The following is a 16995-nucleotide window of genomic DNA, read 5'->3' as shown; positions in this document are numbered from 1 at the left end:
CGCCGCGGCTCAGATCCCCATGTCCTCGTAGGAGCGGGGGTCCTCGATGGGCTCGAGGTGGCAGCTGACCCGCAGGTCCGGATACGCCTCGAGCAACGAGTCGGTGATGTCCTCGGCCAGGTCGTGTCCTCGCTTGACGCTCCAGCCGCCGGGCACGAGCAGGTGCATCTCCATGAATCGCTTGTGCCCGGACTCCCGGGTGCGTACCGCGTGGAACTGGACCTGCTCGCTGGTCCAGCGGTCGAGGATCTGGGCGATCCGCTCGTTGTCCTCCTTGGGCAGGCTGGCGTCCATGAGGCCCGCGGTGGACGTGGCGACCAGTCCCCACCCGGTGACGAGGATGTTCACGCCGACCAGGAAGGCGACCACCGGGTCCAGCCGGTCCCACCCGGTGAGCCACACCAGCGCGACCCCGACGACGACGCCGACGGAGGTCCACACGTCGGTCAGGAGGTGCTTGCCGTCGGCGGTCAGGGTGATCGACCGATGCTTGCGGCCGGCCCGCAGCAGCACCCAGGCCACCGACCCGTTGACCACGGACGCGACGACCGAGACCGCCAGGCCCGTGCCCACCCGCTCCAGCGGCTGGGGGTCGAGGAACCGCTGGACGGACACCATGAGGATCACGGCGGCGGCCACGAAGATCATCAGGCCCTCGACGGCGGCCGCGAAGTACTCGGCCTTGCTGTGCCCGTAGTTGTGCTTCTTGTCCGGCGGCCGGAGGGCGACCCGGAGGGCGACCAGGGCCACGACCGCGGCGACCAGGTTCACCAGCGACTCCGCGGCGTCGGACAGCAGACCCACCGACCCGGTCAGCAGCCAGGCGCCCGTCTTGAGCCCGATGGTGACCAGGGCTGCCGCGATCGACAGCCAGGCGAACCTCGTGAGGTCCTCCGGCTGCGGGTGCCGCGTGCTGCGTGTCGGGTCGGGACTGCTGGTCATCGACCGTGGACGGTGCGGGGGGCGGGAGGCACCCGACGATGCTACCGGCGGGCCGGCGGTGCCTCCGCCCTCGGCTCACAGCCGGCCGGTCGCCTTCAGCTGCAGGTAGTGGTCGGCCAGGGCGGCGGGCAGGTCGTGGGGGGGACGGTCGAGCACCTCGACGCCGAGCTGGCGCAGGGCGGAGGCGGTCCGGCGACGCAGCGCGGTGGTGCGCTCGGCGGCCGCGGCGTCGTAGACCGCCGGCACCGACCCGAGGTCGGCCGCCATCGCCGCCACCGCCGGGTCGGCCACCGAGGCCACCACGACGTGGTGGTGGGCGGTCAGGCTCGGCAGGACCGGGAGCAGGCCCTCCTCCACCGCGGCCGGCTCGAGGGGCGTCAGCAGGACCACGAGGGCCCGTCGCCGGGTGGTCCCGTTGACCGCCCCCGCGAGACGGGTCCAGTCCGCCTCGACCAGGACCGGTTCCAGCGGGGCCATCGCGGTGACGAGGCGGTGGAGCAGGTCGGCCGACCCGGCGGCGGCGCCGGAGCCGGACCCGACCCGTGCCCGCAGCGACCGGTCGCCGGCCAGCAGGTCCACGCGGTCCCCGGCCCGGGCCGCCAGGGCGGCCAGCAGCAGGGCGGCGTCCATGGCCGCGTCCAGGCGGGGTTCGTCCCCGACCCGTGCGGCGCTGGTGCGGGAGGTGTCCAGGACCAGGAGGACCCGTCGGTCGCGCTCCGGCTGCCAGGTGCGCACGACCGTGTGCTGCCGGCGGGCCGTGGCCCGCCAGTCGATGGAGCGCACGTCGTCCCCGTCGACGTAGTCGCGCAGCGAGTCGAACTCGGTGCCCTGCCCCCGGGTCCGGACGGCGGACCGGCCGTCGATCTGGCGCAGCCGGGCCAGCCGGCTCGGCAGGTGCCGCCTCGACCGGAACGGCGGGAGGGCCCGGACCGCGCCCCCGAGGGCCACGGTCCGCTGCCGGCCCGCCAGCCCCAGCGGACCGTGGACCCGCACCGTGACCCCCGTGGCCGGGCGGTCCCCGCGACGGGTGGGGGTGAGCAGGGTCCGGACCCGTTGGACCTGCCCGGGCCGGACGTCGAGGAGGTGCCGGGTGCCGTCGGCCCCCGCCGAGGGTATCCAGGCGTCCTGGACCAGCCCGCGTGCCCGGCGCGGACCGTCGTGGGTCAACGTCAGCTCCACCGTCGCCGAGCCGCCGAGGCGCACCGCCGGCACCTGGCCCCGGCGGACCCGGAGCGACCGTGGGGAGGGGGTCAGGAGCAGGTCGAGCGCGACGAGGACGGCGACGCCGAGCAGCCAGCCGGCGGCCACGGCCCCGGCCCGCCCGGGCCACAGGGCGGGCGGGACCAGCCCCAGCAGGACCAGGGCGACCACAGGACCACGCACGACCATGAGGGTCCTCAGCGGGGGACGGGGACGGAGGACAGGACGGTGCGCAGCACGGCGTCGGCGTCCACGCCCTCGAGCTCGGCCTCGGGCCGCAGGGCGACCCGGTGGGCCAGGGTGGGCGGCGCGAGGGCCTTGACGTCGTCGGGGGTGACGAACTCGCGGCCGGAGAGCCACGCCCAGGCCCGTGCCGAGGCCATCAGCGCCGTCGCGCCGCGGGGACTGACCCCGAGCTGCAGCGAGGGAGCCGTGCGCGTGGCCCGGGCCAGGTCCACGACATACCCGACGATCTCCGGGGAGACCTGCACGCCTCGCACGGCCGCGGCCGCGGCCGCCAGGTCCTCGGCACCCGCGACCGGCCGCACCCCGGCGGCCGCCAGGTCGCGGGGGTCGAAGCCGGCCGCGTGCCGGGTCAGCACCTCGACCTCGTCCTCCCGCGGGGGGAGGGGCACCGTGAGCTTGAGCAGGAACCGGTCCAGCTGCGCCTCGGGGAGGGGGTAGGTGCCCTCGTACTCGACCGGGTTCTGCGTGGCCGCCACGAGGAAGGGGGTCGGCAGGGGGTGGGCGGTGCCGTCGACGGTCACCTGCCGTTCCTCCATGGCCTCCAGGAGGGCCGACTGGGTCTTCGGCGGGGTGCGGTTGACCTCGTCGGCGAGGAGGAGGTTGGTGAACACCGGGCCCGGCCGGAAGGTGAAGTCCTCCCGGCCGCTGTCGTAGACCATGGACCCGGTGACGTCGCCGGGCATGAGGTCCGGCGTGAACTGCACGCGCGCGGTGCGCACCGACAGGGCCCGGGCGAGGGCTCGGACGAGCAACGTCTTGGCGGTGCCGGGCACCCCCTCCAGCAGCACGTGCCCCCCGGTGAGCAGGGCCACGAGGAGTCCGGAGACGGCCTGGTCCTGGCCGACCACGGCGCGGGCGACCTCGGTCCGGACCGACTGCAGCGCCGCCCGGGCGTCGTCGGGCGCAGGGCCCTCACCGGTGGCGTGCGGGTCCCCGGGCGGGTCGGTCGGGGTGGGCGGGGGAGTCATGCGGGGGTTCCTTCCTCGAGGGAGCGCAGCTGCCGGGCGACGTCGACGAGGGTCGCGTCGTCCGGGGCGGTGGGGTCGGCGAGCAGCCGGTGGACCACGGTCGGTGGTCGGCCCACGGCGGTGGAGACGGCGTCGACGAGCTCGGCGGTGCCGACGGTGGCCGGCAGGCCCAGCCGGAGGGCCAGGCGGTGCCGGGCGCCCTCCTGCAGCGCGCGGAGGGCGTGCTCGCGGTCGCGGGCCTGGCGGTAGAGACGGCCCCGGGCGCGGGTGGTCTCCGCCGCGTGCACCACGGCGGGGAGCGGCTCGCCGACCACGGGCGCCAGCCGACGGCCCTGCCAGAGCGCGGCGGCGAGCACGGCGGCGGCGAGCAGCACGACGGAGGCGGTGAGGTTGCGCGGCAGGACGTCCCACAGGCCCTGGGGGGTCTCGTCCAGCGCGGCGTCACCGGGGGAGGGCAGCACCCACAGGACCCGGTCGGACCCGCCCAGCAGGCGCAGCCCGAGGGCCGCGTGGGCCTCCTCGGTGACGTGCTCGTTGGTCAGCGCGGTCGGGAACCCGACGAGGGTCAGGGCGGGGCGCCCGGCCTCGGCCGGCAGGTCGAGCAGCGCCCCGGTCCGTGCCCCGCCGGCGTTGTGCGTGGTGGTCGGCGGGTAGCAGGCGGTGGCCGCGGCCCGGTCGGCCCCCCGGTGCTCCATCATCGTGTCCACCAGGGCCAGCCGGTCCCCCTCGCGCACCCAGGGGGAGGTGCACCCCGGGTCGAGGACCCGCCCGCCGCCCGGGGCGGAGGTCACCGGCAGGTCCAGGACGGTGCCCGGGTCGAGCGCCGGGTCGGGGACGAGGACGAGGAGCCGTCGGGCGTCCTCGACGTGCCGCAGCACCTCGGCCGCCGAGCCCGGTCCCAGGTACGCGGTGGAGCCGAGCACCACCACCGTGCCCGGCTCCACGGGCCGGTCCAGGAGCCGTCGGGTCCCGTCGACGACCTCCACCGTGGTGCCCCGCTGCTCCAGGACCGAGACCAGGGCCCTCGTGCCCTCGTGGCCGGGGTTGTCCGGGGAGAAGGGCTCGCCGGTGTCCTGCCTGGTCAGGAGTGCGGCCACCACGACCATGGCCAGGACGAGCACCGCCCACGGGGCCCATCGCCGCAGCAGGGTCACCGGGGCACCGCCGGTCGGGGTCCCGGTGCCGGGCCCGGACGGACGTCGGGGCGGTCGAGCCGCAGGCCGAGGTCCAGCACGGCCCGTGCCTGGTCCGCCGCGACGTGCGCGGCGCCGTAGCGCACGGCGTCGAAACGGTCGGCCGCCTCCGCCAGGTCGCCCGCCAGGGCCGGCGCCCGGGCACCCAGCTCGGCCGCCAGCTCGTGGGCGGTCCTGCCGGGCCGGTCGGGCAGCCAGCCGCGACCGTCGGCCTCGGCGGCCACGGCCCGGTAGGCGTCCAGGAGCGCGGTGTCGGACTCGCCCGCGGCCAGCGCCCGGGCGGCCCGCTCCCGGTAGGCCGCCGCCGTGAGGGGCCGGTCGGGCAGCACGGCGCCGTCCGCTGTGCGCCGCCCGAGGACGGCCTGCCGACGGCGGTCGCGGGCGGCCCGGGTGAGGACCGCGAGGACGGCGACCAGCACTGCCGCCAGGACGACCCAGGAGGCCCACCCCGGCAGCGTGCCGGTCAGGCCGGGGGAGGGCAGCAGCTCGGCGAGCCGGTCGAGGACGCGCTCGACGACCGACTCGCGGACCCGGTAGCCGCCGGAGGCCAGCTCCTCCTCGAGCCAGCGCCGCGCCTCGTCCCGGCCGGGGTCGGGACCCTCGTCGGTCACCGGTGTCAACGGCGCCGCCGCACGGCCCGCTCCTGGGCGGTGCGGTGCAGGACCAGGTCCAGACCCTCACGCCGGATGCGCTGGTCCAGGTAGAGCAGCGCGGTCACCCCGGCGGTGAACGGGACGACGACGGCGTTGACCGCCAGCTGCACCGCGTGGTCGAGCACGATGGCCAGGGTGGAGGGGCCGCCCGCCGTGCCGAGGAAGCCGTCGCCGGCCAGCAGCAGGACCACGGAGACCGGCACCTGCACGGCGGCCGCGAACGCCGCGGTGACCAGGCCGGCGAGCACGGTGATCCCCGTGACCCGCCACGACTGCCGGCCCGAGGTCAGGGCCCACGCCCGGCGCACGCCCCGCCAGGGGCCGGCGCGCTCGAGGACGACCGGTGCCGGCGCCAGGGAGAGCCGGCTCCCGGCCCACACGAGCAGCACGGCGGCGGCGAGGCCTCCGCCGACCGCCACGAGGACGGCGGGCAGGTCGCCCGCGGCGGTGGCCGCCCAGGTCGCGAGCACGACGACCCCCACGACCATCACACCGGCCAGGAGCAGCAGCACGGTCATGAGCACGAGGGCGCCGAGCAGGGCGGGGATCCGTCCGCGGACCGCCTCCCAGGCCTCCTCCAGCCCCGCCCGGTCCCCCAGGACGGCCTCGCCGACGGTGTGCACGATCAGCCCCGTGAGGGTCGTGGAGGCCAACGCGGAGAAGACCAGCGTGACGAGCAGGAGGACGGCCTCCCGGTCGGTGGGGGCGAGGAGGGAGGTGCCGGCGACCCCCAGGGAGAGCAGGAGCGAGGGGACGAGCAGGGCGGCGAGGACCAGCAGCGCCATCCCGACGGTGGCGCGCGGGTTGCGCCGCATCGTCTGCAGGGACCCACCGAAGATGTCGCCCAGGCCCAGGGGGCGCAGGGGGACGACGCCGGGCCGGTGCAGGCGGGTGAGCTCCTCGGGGGTCAGCCGCTGCCAGGGGTCAGGCCCGTCCGCCGCGGGCGGGGTACCCGGCGGGACCGGCGCCGGCACGGAGGGCGGCGACCCGGGGGGCGGCATACCGTCCGGGACGTGCGGCTGCGTCATCCCCCGGGTCCTCCTGCGCTGCGGGCGCCCGCACCCTCCGGGGCGAGCAGGTCGTGGACGAGGCGTTCGGCCTCCTTGGCGGTGACCGGGACGGCTCCGAGCGCCTCGTGGGCGGCCACGATACCCGGCTCGGCCCGGCGCAGGACGTGGCCCCGGCGCCACAGGGTGAGCGGGGGCTTGCGCCGTTCGGCCAGGTCGCGCACGAGCCGCCGGACGAAGGTCAGCCAGGGATGGTTGCGCACGCACCACGCCTGGGCCAGCAGGCCCCTCTCCCGCAGGCCCTCGACCGCGTGGGCGGCGAAGATGCCCTCGGCGACGACGACGTCGTGCGGCCCCCGCTCCAGGACGTGGTGGCCGGTGATGCTCGAGCTGGCGATGTCGTAGACGGGCACGTCCGTGCAGCCGTGGACGCAGAGCTCCTCGAGCGCGGTCAGCGCCGCGTCCAGGTGCCAGGAGCGCACGTCGTCCCAGTCGACCAGACCCAGCGGGCTCATCGGCAGGTCGGGGTCGGTGCCCTCGCGGTAGAAGTCGTCCAGGGCGACCATCGGCCACCCGAAGCGCGCGGTCAGCCGGCGCGCCAGCCGGGACTTGCCGGCGCCGCTGGGACCGGTGAGCACGAGGACCCGCGCGGGTCGGGGGGCGACGGGCTCCATGGCGGCACAGTCTAGGACCCGGTCCGGCCTAGACTCGGTCCGCGTGAGCACCTCCGCGTCGTCCGACCCCACGCCCCCGCACCCCGCGCGCGGGACGGCTGAGGGGTCGGGGCGGCTGACCGGCCCGCCGCTGCGGGTCTACCGCACGATGCCGGCCCGGCTGATGGGCTGGGTGCTCGTGGTCGGTGCGGGCGTGCTGGCGGCGCTCACGGTCGTGGACGTCGTCGCCGGGCACCGGGCCGGTCTGCTGCCGCCCGTCGCGCTCGTGGTCGGGCTGGGCGCCCTCGGCTGGGTGCTGTTCCTGCGGCCCTCGGTCCGGCTGCACGAGGACGGCGTCGTGCTGGGCAACCTGGTCACCGACACCACGGTCCCGTTCGCCGCGGTCGAGGAGGTGACCCACCAGTGGGCCCTGGAGCTGGTCGACCGGCAGGGGCGCCGGCACTCCGCCTGGGCCGTGCCCGTCAAGCGGGAACGGGTGCGTCGCCAGGCCGTCGACGACTTCGCCGAGACCACCGTGCGCCGACGGGGCGACGCCGGCACCACGGCCCAGGGGGTGGCCGACGAGGTGCAGCGGGCGTTGCAGCGGTGGCGGCTGGACGGCGGGGAGCTCGCGCCGGACGGGGGAGGCGACCTGGCCCCCGGAGGGAAGGACCCCGTGCCGCCCGTCGCCCCGGTGCAGCGGCCCGCGTGGGGGGCGGTCGTCGTCCTCGCCGTGGCCGTGGCCCTCGTGGTGCTGGCGCTGCTCGCCTAGACCGGGCCCCGGTCAGACGCGGGTGAGCTCCTCCATGGCCGACCGTGTCCCGGCCAGGCGACGGGCCGCCTCCTCGCGGGCCGCCGGGAGCCCGTCGTCGCCATCTACGGGGACGACGGCCTCGAGGTAGACCTTGAGCTTGGGCTCCGTGCCGCTCGGACGCACGATCACCCGGGTGCCGTCGGCCAGCAGGAAGCGCATGCCCTCCGTGGGGGGCAGCCCGTCGACCCCCTCGGCGAGGTCCTCCACCGAGCTGACCTCGGTGCTGCCCAGGCGCGCCGGCGGCTCGTCGCGCAGGCGCTGCATGACCGGGGGGATCAGGGACAGGTCGGACACCCGCACGGAGAACGCGTCGGTCTGGTGCACCCCGTGGCGCCGGGCGAGGTCGTCGAGCACGTCCAGGAGCGTGCGTCCCTGCGCCTTGAGCCCGGCGGCCATCTCGGCAGCCATGAGGGCGGCGGTGACGCCGTCCTTGTCCGGCACCGTGGCGGGGTCGACGCAGTAGCCCAGCGCCTCCTCGTAGCCGTAGGCCAGCCCGGGGACCCGGCCGATCCACTTGAACCCGGTGAGGGTCTCCTCCCCGGGCAGCCCGGCCGCGTCGGCCATCGCGCCCAGGAGGCGGGAGGAGACGATCGAGCGGGCCAGCACCGTGCGGTCGCCCCTGGCGCGGCCGCGGTCGATGACGTGCTGCCCCAGGAGGGCGCCGACCTCGTCGCCCCGCAGCATCCGCCAGGAGCCGCCGTCCCGCACCGCCAGGGCGCACCGGTCGGCGTCGGGGTCGTTGGCCACCACGAGGTCGGGCCGTTCACGCTCGGCCAGCGCCAGCGCCGCGTCGATGGCGCCGGGCTCCTCGGGGTTGGGGAAGGCGACGCTGGGGAAGTCGGGGTCGGGCTCCTGCTGCTCGGCCACCGGCGCCGGTGCGGGGAAGCCGGCCCGCAGGAAGGCCTCCCGCACCACGTCCGAGCCCACGCCGTGCAGGGCGGTGTGCACGACGGACAGCGCGCGCGGGCCGTCGGGGTCCAGGACGGCCACGGCGGCGTCGAGGTAGGCCTCGACGACGGAGTCGTCCAGGGTGACCCAGCCGTCGTCGGCCCGGGGGACCTGCGCGACCGAGGGCACGGCGGCGATCTGCTCGGCGATGGCCCGGTCGGCGGGCGGGACGATCTGCGACCCGTCGCCGAGGTAGACCTTGTAGCCGTTGTCCTCGGGCGGGTTGTGGCTCGCGGTGACCATGACCCCGGCCTCGGCCCCCAGGTGGCGGATCGCGAACGCCAGGACCGGGGTCGGCAGGGGGTGGGGCAGGACCATGGCCCGCCCGCCCGCGGCGGTGACCACCGCCGCGGTGTCCCGGGCGAAGACGTCGGAGTTGTGCCGGGCGTCGAACCCGACGACGACGGTGGGCCCGTCGCCGTCCCCGCGCTCGCGCAGGACCCGGGTCAGGTATGCGGTCAGGCCGGCGGCGGTGCGGATCACGACGGCGCGGTTCATCCGGTTCGGGCCGGCGCCCAGGGCTCCGCGCAGCCCGGCCGTGCCGAACTCCAGGAACCCGGCGAACCGGTCGGCCAGGTCGGCCCCGGCGTCGGGCTCCCCGGCGCGGGCCCGCTCCAGCAGGTCGGCCAGCTCGGACCGGGTCACCGGGTCCGGGTCGTCGGCCAGCCAGGCGTCGGCCCGCTCCAGCAGGGCCGGGTCGAGCTGCTCGTCGTCGTGCGGGGTCATCGGGGTCCTCCGGGTCGCTCTGCTGTCGGGTGGGCCGGGTCGGCGGGCTAGAGACGGTCGACGATGCGGGCCAGCAGGTCGCCGCACCGCTCGCCGGCCGCGCGGCCGGCCTCGATGACGTCCTGGTGGTCCAGCGGGACCGGGCTGATGCCGGCGGCCGGGTTGGTGACCAGGGAGATGCCCAGCACCTCCAGGCCGGCCTCGCGGGCGGCGATGGCCTCCAGGGTGGTGGACATCCCGACCAGGTCGCCGCCCAGCGTGCGCGCCATCCGGACCTCCGCCGGCGTCTCGTAGTGCGGCCCGCGGAACTGGACGTAGACACCCTCGGGCAGCTCCGGGTCCACCTCCCGGGCCAGGTCCCGCAGCCGGGGGGTGTAGAGGTCGGTGAGGTCGACGAAGGTGGCGCCCTCCAGCGGCGAGGCCGCGGTGAGGTTGATGTGGTCGGAGATGAGCACGGCGGTGCCCGGCCCCCACTCCGGCCGCAGCCCGCCGCAGCCGTTGGTCAGCACGACCGTGCGGCAGCCGGCGGCGGCCGCGGTGCGCACGGCGTGCACGACGGCGCGGACGCCGCGGCCCTCGTAGAAGTGGGTCCGGGTGCCGTAGACGAGGACCCGGCGCCCGTCGGGCAGGGGGATCGAGCTGATCGTGCCGGTGTGCCCCTCGACGGCCGCGGCGCCGAAGCCCGGGACGTCGGTGTTGTCGACGACCGTGTCGGGGGTGCCGAGCCGGTCGGCCGCCGGCTTCCAGCCGCTGCCGAGCACGAGGGCCACGTCGTGGCGCTCGGCGCCGGTGCGCTCGGCCAGCACGGCGGCGGCCGCGAGGGCGACCTCCTGGGGGTCCGTGCCGGGGTCGTCGAGGTCGGGGAAGGATGAGGCAGGGGTCACCGGGGCAGCGTACCGATGGTTTGATGGGGGGCGTGAGTGCAGCCAACAAGTCCGTCGTGGTGATCGGTGGTGGCCCGGGTGGCTACGAGGCGGCTCTCGGAGCCGCCCAGCTGGGGGCCGAGGTGACCGTGGTGGAGCGGTCCGGCCTGGGCGGCGCGACCGTGCTCACCGACTGCGTGCCGAGCAAGGCGCTCATCGCCACGGCCGACTTCATGGACCGGTTCACCGCCGCCAAGCGGATCGGGGTGCACTTCGACGGTGCCCAGGTGCCCGGCGACCAGGGGGTGACCGCGCACATCACCGACGTCAACTCCCGCATCATGCGCCTGGCCGCGGCCCAGAGCCGGGACATCGGCGAGCGGCTGGAGTCGGCGGGCGTCGAGGTCGTCCAGGGGGCCGGGCGGCTCCTGCCGGACGGCCGGGTCGATGTGGTCGAGGGGGTGGACGCCGTGCCCTCCGGGGAGGAGCCGGCCCCGCACGGGGCCGACCGCGACCCCGCCCGGGCCACCCGGACGATGGCCGCGGACCTGGTCCTCGTGGCCACGGGCGCCCGTCCCCGCGTGCTGGACACCGCCCGCCCCGACGGCGAGCGCATCCTGACCTGGCAGCAGATCTGGGACCTGACCGAGCTGCCCGAGCACCTCATCGTCATCGGGTCCGGCGTCACCGGCGCGGAGTTCGCGCACGCCTACCAGGGGCTGGGCTCGCAGGTCACGCTCATCTCCTCCCGGGACCGCGTCCTGCCGGGGGAGGACGCCGACGCGGCCAACGTCGTGGAGGAGGTGTTTCGCCGCCGCGGGATGAGCGTGCTCAACCGGTCCCGGGCCGCGGCCGTGCGGCGCGAGGGCGACGGCGTCGTGGTCACGCTCGAGGACGGGCGGGAGGTGGAGGGCACCCACGCGCTGCTCGCGGTCGGGTCGATCCCCAACACGACCGACCTGGGCCTGGAGGAGGCCGGCGTCCGGCTCACCCCCTCGGGGCACGTCGAGGTCGACCGCGTCTCCCGCACCAGCGTCCCCGGGGTCTACGCCGCGGGCGACTGCACGGGCGTCTTCCCCCTGGCCTCCATCGCGGCCATGCAGGGCCGCATCGCCGTGGCCCACGCCCTCGGTGACGCCGTGGCGCCGCTGTCCCTGGGCAAGGTGAGCTCCAACATCTTCACCGACCCGGAGATCGCGACGGTGGGGGCCAGCCAGGCCGACGTCGACGAGGGCCGGGTCGACGCCCGGGGCGTGATGCTGCCGCTGACCAAGAACCCGCGGGCCAAGATGCAGAACCTGTCCGACGGGTTCGTCAAGCTGTTCGCCCGCAAGGGCAGCCACACCATCGTCGGCGGCGTCGTGGTGGCGCCCCGGGCCAGCGAGCTGATCTTCCCGATCGCGCTGGCCGTGGCCAACCGGCTCAACGTCGACCAGTTCTCCTCGACGTTCACCGTCTACCCCTCGATGTCGGGGTCGCTGGCCGAGGCGGCCCGGCAGCTGCACGAGATCGCCGACTGAGGCGACCGGGCCGCGCGGACCCCGCCGCCGTCGACCTGCCGGACCGGCCGCCGACGGCAGGACGCCCCGGCCGTTCAGTCCTTCAGCTCGCAGATCACCGCGCCGTTGGACACGGTCTCGCCGACGGAGGCGGTGAGCCCGGTGACGGTGCCCGCCCGGTGGGCCTTGAGCGGCTGCTCCATCTTCATCGCCTCCAGGACGACGACCACGTCGCCCTCGGCCACCTGCTGGCCCTCCTCGACGGCGATCTTGACGATCGTGCCCTGCATCGGTGCCGTCACCGCGTCGCCGGAGGCGGCGGCGGCGCCGCCGGCCCCGCGGGACCGCTTGGGCGCCTTGCGCCGGCCGGCCCCCGCCCCGCCGTTGCCCCCCAGCGCGAGCCCGGCGGGCAGGGAGACCTCGAGCCGCTGGCCGCCGACCTCGACGACGACCCGCTGGCGCTCGCCGTCCTCGGACGGGGCGTCGGCGGCCGGCCCGGACCAGGGCTCGATCTGGTTGTCGAACTCGGTCTCGATCCACCGGGTGTGCACCGTGAAGGCCTCCTCGCCCTCGGGCGCGAAGGCCGGGTCGGACACGATGGCCCGGTGGAAGGGCAGCACCGTGGGCATGCCCTCGACCACGAGCTCCTCCAGCGCGCGGCGCGACCTCTCGAGGGCCTGCTCGCGGGTCCGGCCGGTGACGACGAGCTTGGCGATCATCGAGTCGAAGGCGCCGGCGACGGTGTCGCCCTCGACGATCCCGGCGTCCCAGCGGACCCCCGGGCCGTGGGGGACGACCATGCGCGAGACGGTGCCGGGTGCGGGCAGGAAGTCGCGACCGGCGTCCTCGCCGTTGATGCGGAACTCGAAGGAGTGCGCGTGGGGGGCCGGGTCGGCATACCCCAGCTCCTCGCCGTCGGCGATGCGGAACTGCTCGCGGACGAGGTCGATCCCGGTGACCTCCTCGGTCACGGGGTGCTCGACCTGCAGGCGGGTGTTGACCTCGAGGAAGGAGATCGTGCCGTCCTGCGCCACGAGGAACTCGCAGGTGCCGGCGCCGACGTAGCCCGCCTCCTTGAGGATGGCCTTGGAGGCCCGGACGAGCTCGGCGCGCTGCTCCTCGGTGAGGAACGGTGCCGGGGCCTCCTCGACGAGCTTCTGGTTGCGGCGCTGCAGGGAGCAGTCGCGGGTGGAGACGACGACCACGTTGCCGTGCTGGTCGGCCAGGCACTGGGTCTCGACGTGGCGCGGCCTGTCGAGGAACTTCTCGACGAGGCACTCGCCGCGCCCGAAGGCGGTGACGGCTTCGCGGACCGCGGAGTCGAACAGCTCGGGGATCTCCTCCATGGTGCGGGCGACCTTGAGCCCGCGGCCGCCCCCGCCGTAGACGGCCTTGATGGCCACGGGGAGGCCGAACTCCTCGGCGAGCGCGACCACCTCGTCGGCGTCCGCGACCGGGTCCTTGGTGCCGGGGGCCAGCGGGGCGTCCGCCCTGACGGCGATGTGCTTGGCCTTCGCCTTGTCGCCGAGCGCGTCGATCGCCTCGGGGCCCGGACCGATCCAGGTGAGGCCGGCGTCGATGACCGCCTGGGCGAAGGAGGCGTTCTCGGCGAGGAAGCCGTAGCCCGGGTGGACCGCGTCGGCGCCGGTGCGGGCGGCCACCTCCAGCAGCTTCTCCTGGACCAGGTAGGACTCGCCCGGCGTCGACCCGCCCAGGGCGTGCGCCTCGTCGGCGACCTTGACGTGGAGGGCGTCGCGGTCGGTGTCGGCGTAGACCGCCACGGAGGTCAGGCCCGCGTCCTTGCAGGCGCGGGCGATGCGCACGGCGATCTCGCCGCGGTTGGCAATGAGGACCTTGCTGATCGGCATGGCGATCACCCTAGACCCACGGGGGCGCCCCGACGCGCCAGGGTATGCCGTGCCACGGCGTCCCGGACGGCGCCTCCGCCGCGGCGGTCAGGGGGTGGCGTCGGCCATCCGGGCCAGGTCCGCGGAGCACCGGCGCTCGAGGTCGTCCAGCTCCCGGAGGGACTCCTCCACGTCCCGTCGGCGACGCTCCAGGTCGGCCCGGCGGTCCCCGATCTGGTCCAGCAGGTAGCGCAGCTGGCCCGCCTCGCCCGGCTGGTCGTCGTACATCCCCAGGATGGTGGCGATCTCCTCGAGGGAGAAGCCCAGCCGGCGGCCCCTGAGGATGAGCGCCAGGCGGGTGCGCTCCCGTCGCCGGTAGACCCGCCGCTGCCCCTGGCGGTCCGGCTCGATCAGACCCAGGTGCTCGTAGTGGCGCAGGGCGCGGTGGGTGACGGCGTAGTCGTCGGCCATCTGCGCGATGGTCCAGGTGGGGTCGTCGGTGCTTCGGTTCACGGTTGTCCTTACGTCAACTGGCGGTCCGGGCATCCTGCTTGACCTTCGCGTCAACGTCAAGGACGATGTGTTCGCGACCGCGACGTGCGCACCTGCGAAGAGGGCGGTCCGCACCCCAGCAGCCGCCGCCCGGAAGGACGAGGACACCGATGTTCGAGCTGACCCAGGACCACGAGGACTTCCGCCGACTCGTCCGCGAGTTCGCCGAGGCCGAGGTGGCCCCCCACGTCGAGCAGTGGGACCGGGACGCCTCCTTCCCGACCGACCTGGTGCCCAAGATGGGCGAGCTCGGGCTGTTCGGCCTCAACGCCCCCGAGGAGTTCGGCGGGGCCGGGCTCGAGGAGGGCGGGTTCACCTACCTGTGCCTGGCGATCGAGGAGCTGGGCCGGGTCGACCAGTCCGTCGGCATCACCCTCTCCGCCGGCGTGGGCCTGGGGATCAACCCGATCCTGTCGTTCGGCTCGCAGGAGCAGAAGGAGCGCTTCCTGCCCGACCTGCTCGCCGGTCGCGCGCTGGCCGGGTTCGGCCTGACCGAGCCCGAGGCCGGCTCGGACGCCGCCGCGACGAGGACCCGGGCGCGGCTGGAGGACGGGTCGTGGGTGATCAACGGCGCCAAGGCCTTCATCACGAACTCGGGCACCGACATCACCTCGGTGGTCACCGTGACCGCGCGGACCGGCGAGACCGTCGACGGACGCCCGGAGATCAGCGCGATCATGGTGCCCTCGGGCACCGAGGGCTTCGTCGTGGAGCCGGCCTACCGCAAGCTGGGCTGGCACATCTCCGACACGCACGGCCTGACCTTCCAGGACTGCCGCGTGCCCGAGGACCACCTGCTCGGCGAGCGCGGCGAGGGCTTCCGGCAGTTCCTCAAGACCCTCGACGACGGCCGGATCGCGATCTCCGCGCTCGCCGTCGGCTGCGCCCAGCGGATGCTGGAGGAGACCACCGCCTACGCCTCGGAGCGGATCGCGTTCGGCCGCCCGATCGCGGTCAACCAGGGGGTCTCCTTCCAGATCTCCGACCTGGCCGTCATGGTCGAGGCCGCCCGGCTGCTCACCTACAAGGCCGCCTGGCTCAACGACGAGCGGGAGGCGGGCCGTCGGTCGCTGGCGGAGGTCAAGCAGGCCGCGGCGATCGCCAAGCTCTACTCCACCGAGGCCGCGGTGACCGCCACCCGGATCGCCACCCAGGTCTTCGGCGGCAACGGCTTCATGGAGGAGTACCCCGTCGCCCGGTTCTTCCGGGACGCCAAGATCCTGGAGATCGGGGAGGGCACCTCGGAGGTGCAGCGGATGGTCATCGCCCGGGGCCTGGGCCTCCCGTCCTGACCGGGGCTGGCACGATGACGGGCATGGAGCACGGCACCGGGGGCGACCCCTCCCAGGACCCCCGGGTCGCGGACCTGCGCACCCGGCTCGAGACCGCATACACCGAGTCGGCGGCGCCCTCGGAGAGGGCCCGCGCCAAGCTCGACTCCCAGGGCAAGCTCTACGTGCGGGAGCGGATCGCGCTGCTCTTCGACGAGGGCACCTTCGTCGAGGACGGGCGCTACGCCAACGCCACCGCGCAGGGCCTGCCCGCCGACGGCGTGGTCACCGGGCGGGGGGAGGTCGACGGGCGTCCGGCGATCGTCGTCGCCAACGACCCTACGGTCAAGGCCGGGTCGTGGGGGGCCCGGACGGTGGAGAAGATCATCCGGGCCACCGAGGCGGCGCTGCGCGAGGAGCTGCCGCTGTTCTGGTTCGTCGACTCCGCCGGCGCGCGCATTACCGACCAGGTCGACCTCTTCCCCGGCCGGCGTGGCGCCGGGCGCATCTTCCACAACCAGGTGGCCCTCTCGGGCAAGGTGCCCCAGATCTGCTGCCTCTTCGGGCCCAGCGCCGCCGGCGGGGCCTACATCCCCAGCTTCACCGACGTCATCATCATGGTCGAGGGCAACGCATCGATGTACCTCGGCAGCCCGCGGATGGCCGAGATGGTCGTGGGGGAGAAGGTCAGCCTGGAGGAGATGGGCGGGGCGCGGATGCACTGCACCGTCTCCGGGGTCGGCGACCTGCTCGCCGCCGACGACACCGAGGCCATCGAGCTGGCCCGTCATCTGTTCTCCTACCTGCCCGACACCTGGCACGACCCGGTGCCGCACTACGAGACCGAGCCGCCGGCCCGGCCGCTGACCCGCGACGCCGTGCCCGAGGCCGAGTCGGTCCCGTTCGACGTGCACGAGGTGATCGAGGGCCTCGTCGACGACGACAGCTTCTTCGAGATCAAGCCCCTGTTCGCCCCCGAGCTGGTGGTCGGCCTGGGGCGGATGGAGGGCCGGACCGTCGGCATCGTGGCCAACAACAGCGCGGTCAAGGGCGGGGTGCTGTTCACCGACTCCGCCGACAAGGCCTCCCGCTTCATCTGGCTGTGCGACGCCTACGGCATCCCGCTGCTCTACCTGGCCGACGTGCCGGGCTTCATGATCGGCTCGGAGGTCGAGCGGGGCGGCATCATCCGCCACGGGGCCAAGATGGTCTCGGCGGTCTCGGAGGCGACGGTTCCGCAGCTGTGCGTCGTCGTGCGCAAGGCCTACGGGGCCGGGCTCTACGCGATGGGAGGCCCGGGGTTCGGCCCGGAGGCCACGATCGCGCTGCCCACCGCGCGGATCGCCGTCATGGGCCCGGAGGCGGCCGTCAACGCCGTCTACGCCAACAAGATCGCGCAGATCGAGGACCCGCAGGAGCAGGCGGCGTTCGTCGAGGCCCGCCGGGCCGAGTACCTCGAGGACGTCGACCTCGAACGCCTGGCCGCCGACCTCGTCATCGACGCGGTCGTCGAGCCCGAGGACCTGCGTGAGGAGGTCGCGCGGCGGTTCCGCTACGCCGCCCGCCGCGACCGGCACTTCTCGACCAGGCACCGCAGCATCCCGCCCGTCTGA

The 16995-nt window shown here is 75.2% G+C and carries 15 protein-coding genes; 4 read left to right on the top strand and 11 right to left on the bottom strand.

The window, feature by feature from the left end:
* Positions 1-9: 9 nt before the first annotated feature.
* The 7 genes from FJR00_RS05380 to FJR00_RS05350 form a co-directional block, all read right to left on the bottom strand.
* Positions 10-942: a cation diffusion facilitator family transporter gene (locus tag FJR00_RS05380; RefSeq protein ID WP_141337797.1), complete on the bottom strand. Its 933-nt coding sequence runs from the start codon at positions 940-942 to the stop codon at positions 10-12.
* Between the two features lie 75 nt (positions 943-1017).
* Complete coding sequence (locus FJR00_RS05375; protein ID WP_141337796.1) at positions 1018-2331, bottom strand: DUF58 domain-containing protein; 1314 nt, start codon at positions 2329-2331, stop codon at positions 1018-1020.
* Between the two features lie 8 nt (positions 2332-2339).
* Positions 2340-3356, bottom strand: a complete 1017-nt coding sequence (locus FJR00_RS05370; RefSeq protein ID WP_141337795.1) for an AAA family ATPase — start codon at positions 3354-3356, stop codon at positions 2340-2342.
* Positions 3353-4510, bottom strand: coding sequence for a DUF4350 domain-containing protein (locus FJR00_RS05365; protein WP_141337794.1), 1158 nt, complete (start codon positions 4508-4510; stop codon positions 3353-3355). The genes FJR00_RS05370 and FJR00_RS05365 overlap by 4 nt, the downstream gene beginning before the upstream one ends.
* Positions 4507-5160, bottom strand: coding sequence for a DUF4129 domain-containing protein (locus FJR00_RS05360; protein ID WP_181409506.1), 654 nt, complete (start codon positions 5158-5160; stop codon positions 4507-4509). The genes FJR00_RS05365 and FJR00_RS05360 overlap by 4 nt, the downstream gene beginning before the upstream one ends.
* 5 nt (positions 5161-5165) lie before the next feature.
* Positions 5166-6230 (bottom strand): DUF7847 domain-containing protein, encoded by a 1065-nt coding sequence (locus FJR00_RS05355; RefSeq protein WP_141337792.1) that lies wholly within the window; start codon positions 6228-6230, stop codon positions 5166-5168.
* Positions 6227-6883, bottom strand: a complete 657-nt coding sequence (locus tag FJR00_RS05350; protein WP_141337791.1) for a uridine kinase family protein — start codon at positions 6881-6883, stop codon at positions 6227-6229. The genes FJR00_RS05355 and FJR00_RS05350 overlap by 4 nt, the downstream gene beginning before the upstream one ends.
* A gap of 43 nt (positions 6884-6926) precedes the next feature.
* Here FJR00_RS05350 and FJR00_RS05345 point away from each other — a divergent pair, with 43 nt between their 5' ends.
* Positions 6927-7634 (top strand): hypothetical protein, encoded by a 708-nt coding sequence (locus FJR00_RS05345; RefSeq protein WP_141337790.1) that lies wholly within the window; start codon positions 6927-6929, stop codon positions 7632-7634.
* Between the two features lie 12 nt (positions 7635-7646).
* Here FJR00_RS05345 and FJR00_RS05340 read toward each other — a convergent pair whose 3' ends face one another.
* The gene (locus FJR00_RS05340; protein ID WP_141337789.1) at positions 7647-9350 is read right to left on the bottom strand and encodes a phospho-sugar mutase; all 1704 of its coding nucleotides are present in this window, start codon (positions 9348-9350) and stop codon (positions 7647-7649) included.
* Between the two features lie 47 nt (positions 9351-9397).
* Positions 9398-10234 (bottom strand): purine-nucleoside phosphorylase, encoded by an 837-nt coding sequence (locus FJR00_RS05335; protein WP_141337788.1) that lies wholly within the window; start codon positions 10232-10234, stop codon positions 9398-9400.
* A gap of 23 nt (positions 10235-10257) precedes the next feature.
* Here FJR00_RS05335 and FJR00_RS05330 point away from each other — a divergent pair, with 23 nt between their 5' ends.
* Positions 10258-11733, top strand: coding sequence for an NAD(P)H-quinone dehydrogenase (locus FJR00_RS05330; protein ID WP_141337787.1), 1476 nt, complete (start codon positions 10258-10260; stop codon positions 11731-11733).
* A gap of 74 nt (positions 11734-11807) precedes the next feature.
* Here the strand turns inward: FJR00_RS05330 and FJR00_RS05325 are convergent, their stop codons facing one another.
* Positions 11808-13580 carry an acetyl/propionyl/methylcrotonyl-CoA carboxylase subunit alpha gene (locus tag FJR00_RS05325; protein WP_141337786.1) on the bottom strand — a complete coding sequence of 591 codons (1773 nt, stop codon included), beginning with the start codon at positions 13578-13580 and terminating at the stop codon, positions 11808-11810.
* 87 nt (positions 13581-13667) lie between these two features.
* Positions 13668-14072 carry a MerR family DNA-binding protein gene (locus FJR00_RS05320; protein ID WP_083663936.1) on the bottom strand — a complete coding sequence of 135 codons (405 nt, stop codon included), beginning with the start codon at positions 14070-14072 and terminating at the stop codon, positions 13668-13670.
* Positions 14073-14221: 149 nt separating this feature from the next.
* Here FJR00_RS05320 and FJR00_RS05315 point away from each other — a divergent pair, with 149 nt between their 5' ends.
* Positions 14222-15403 (top strand): acyl-CoA dehydrogenase family protein, encoded by a 1182-nt coding sequence (locus FJR00_RS05315; RefSeq protein WP_075957035.1) that lies wholly within the window; start codon positions 14222-14224, stop codon positions 15401-15403.
* Positions 15404-15426: 23 nt separating this feature from the next.
* Complete coding sequence (locus FJR00_RS05310; RefSeq protein ID WP_238330323.1) at positions 15427-16995, top strand: acyl-CoA carboxylase subunit beta; 1569 nt, start codon at positions 15427-15429, stop codon at positions 16993-16995.

It is taken from the genome of Ornithinimicrobium kibberense (assembly GCF_006519705.1).
Taxonomy (GTDB): domain Bacteria; phylum Actinomycetota; class Actinomycetes; order Actinomycetales; family Dermatophilaceae; genus Ornithinicoccus; species Ornithinicoccus kibberensis.
Note: the sequence above shows the minus strand (reverse complement) of the source record. Positions and strands in the feature narration are given on the sequence as shown.

Bases quoted from the DNA above. Each gene is read 5' to 3' on its own strand.
- FJR00_RS05350 (WP_141337791.1), bottom strand. From the start codon at position 6,883: ATGGAGCCCGTCGCCCCCCGACCCGCGCGGGTCCTCGTGCTCACCGGT.
- FJR00_RS05310 (WP_238330323.1), top strand. From the start codon at position 15,427: ATGGAGCACGGCACCGGGGGCGACCCCTCCCAGGACCCCCGGGTCGCG.
- FJR00_RS05325 (WP_141337786.1), bottom strand. From the start codon at position 13,580: ATGCCGATCAGCAAGGTCCTCATTGCCAACCGCGGCGAGATCGCCGTG.
- FJR00_RS05340 (WP_141337789.1), bottom strand. From the start codon at position 9,350: ATGACCCCGCACGACGACGAGCAGCTCGACCCGGCCCTGCTGGAGCGG.
- FJR00_RS05355 (WP_141337792.1), bottom strand. From the start codon at position 6,230: ATGACGCAGCCGCACGTCCCGGACGGTATGCCGCCCCCCGGGTCGCCG.
- FJR00_RS05315 (WP_075957035.1), top strand. From the start codon at position 14,222: ATGTTCGAGCTGACCCAGGACCACGAGGACTTCCGCCGACTCGTCCGC.
- FJR00_RS05370 (WP_141337795.1), bottom strand. From the start codon at position 3,356: ATGACTCCCCCGCCCACCCCGACCGACCCGCCCGGGGACCCGCACGCC.
- FJR00_RS05330 (WP_141337787.1), top strand. From the start codon at position 10,258: ATGGGGGGCGTGAGTGCAGCCAACAAGTCCGTCGTGGTGATCGGTGGT.
- FJR00_RS05380 (WP_141337797.1), bottom strand. From the start codon at position 942: ATGACCAGCAGTCCCGACCCGACACGCAGCACGCGGCACCCGCAGCCG.
- FJR00_RS05375 (WP_141337796.1), bottom strand. From the start codon at position 2,331: ATGGTCGTGCGTGGTCCTGTGGTCGCCCTGGTCCTGCTGGGGCTGGTC.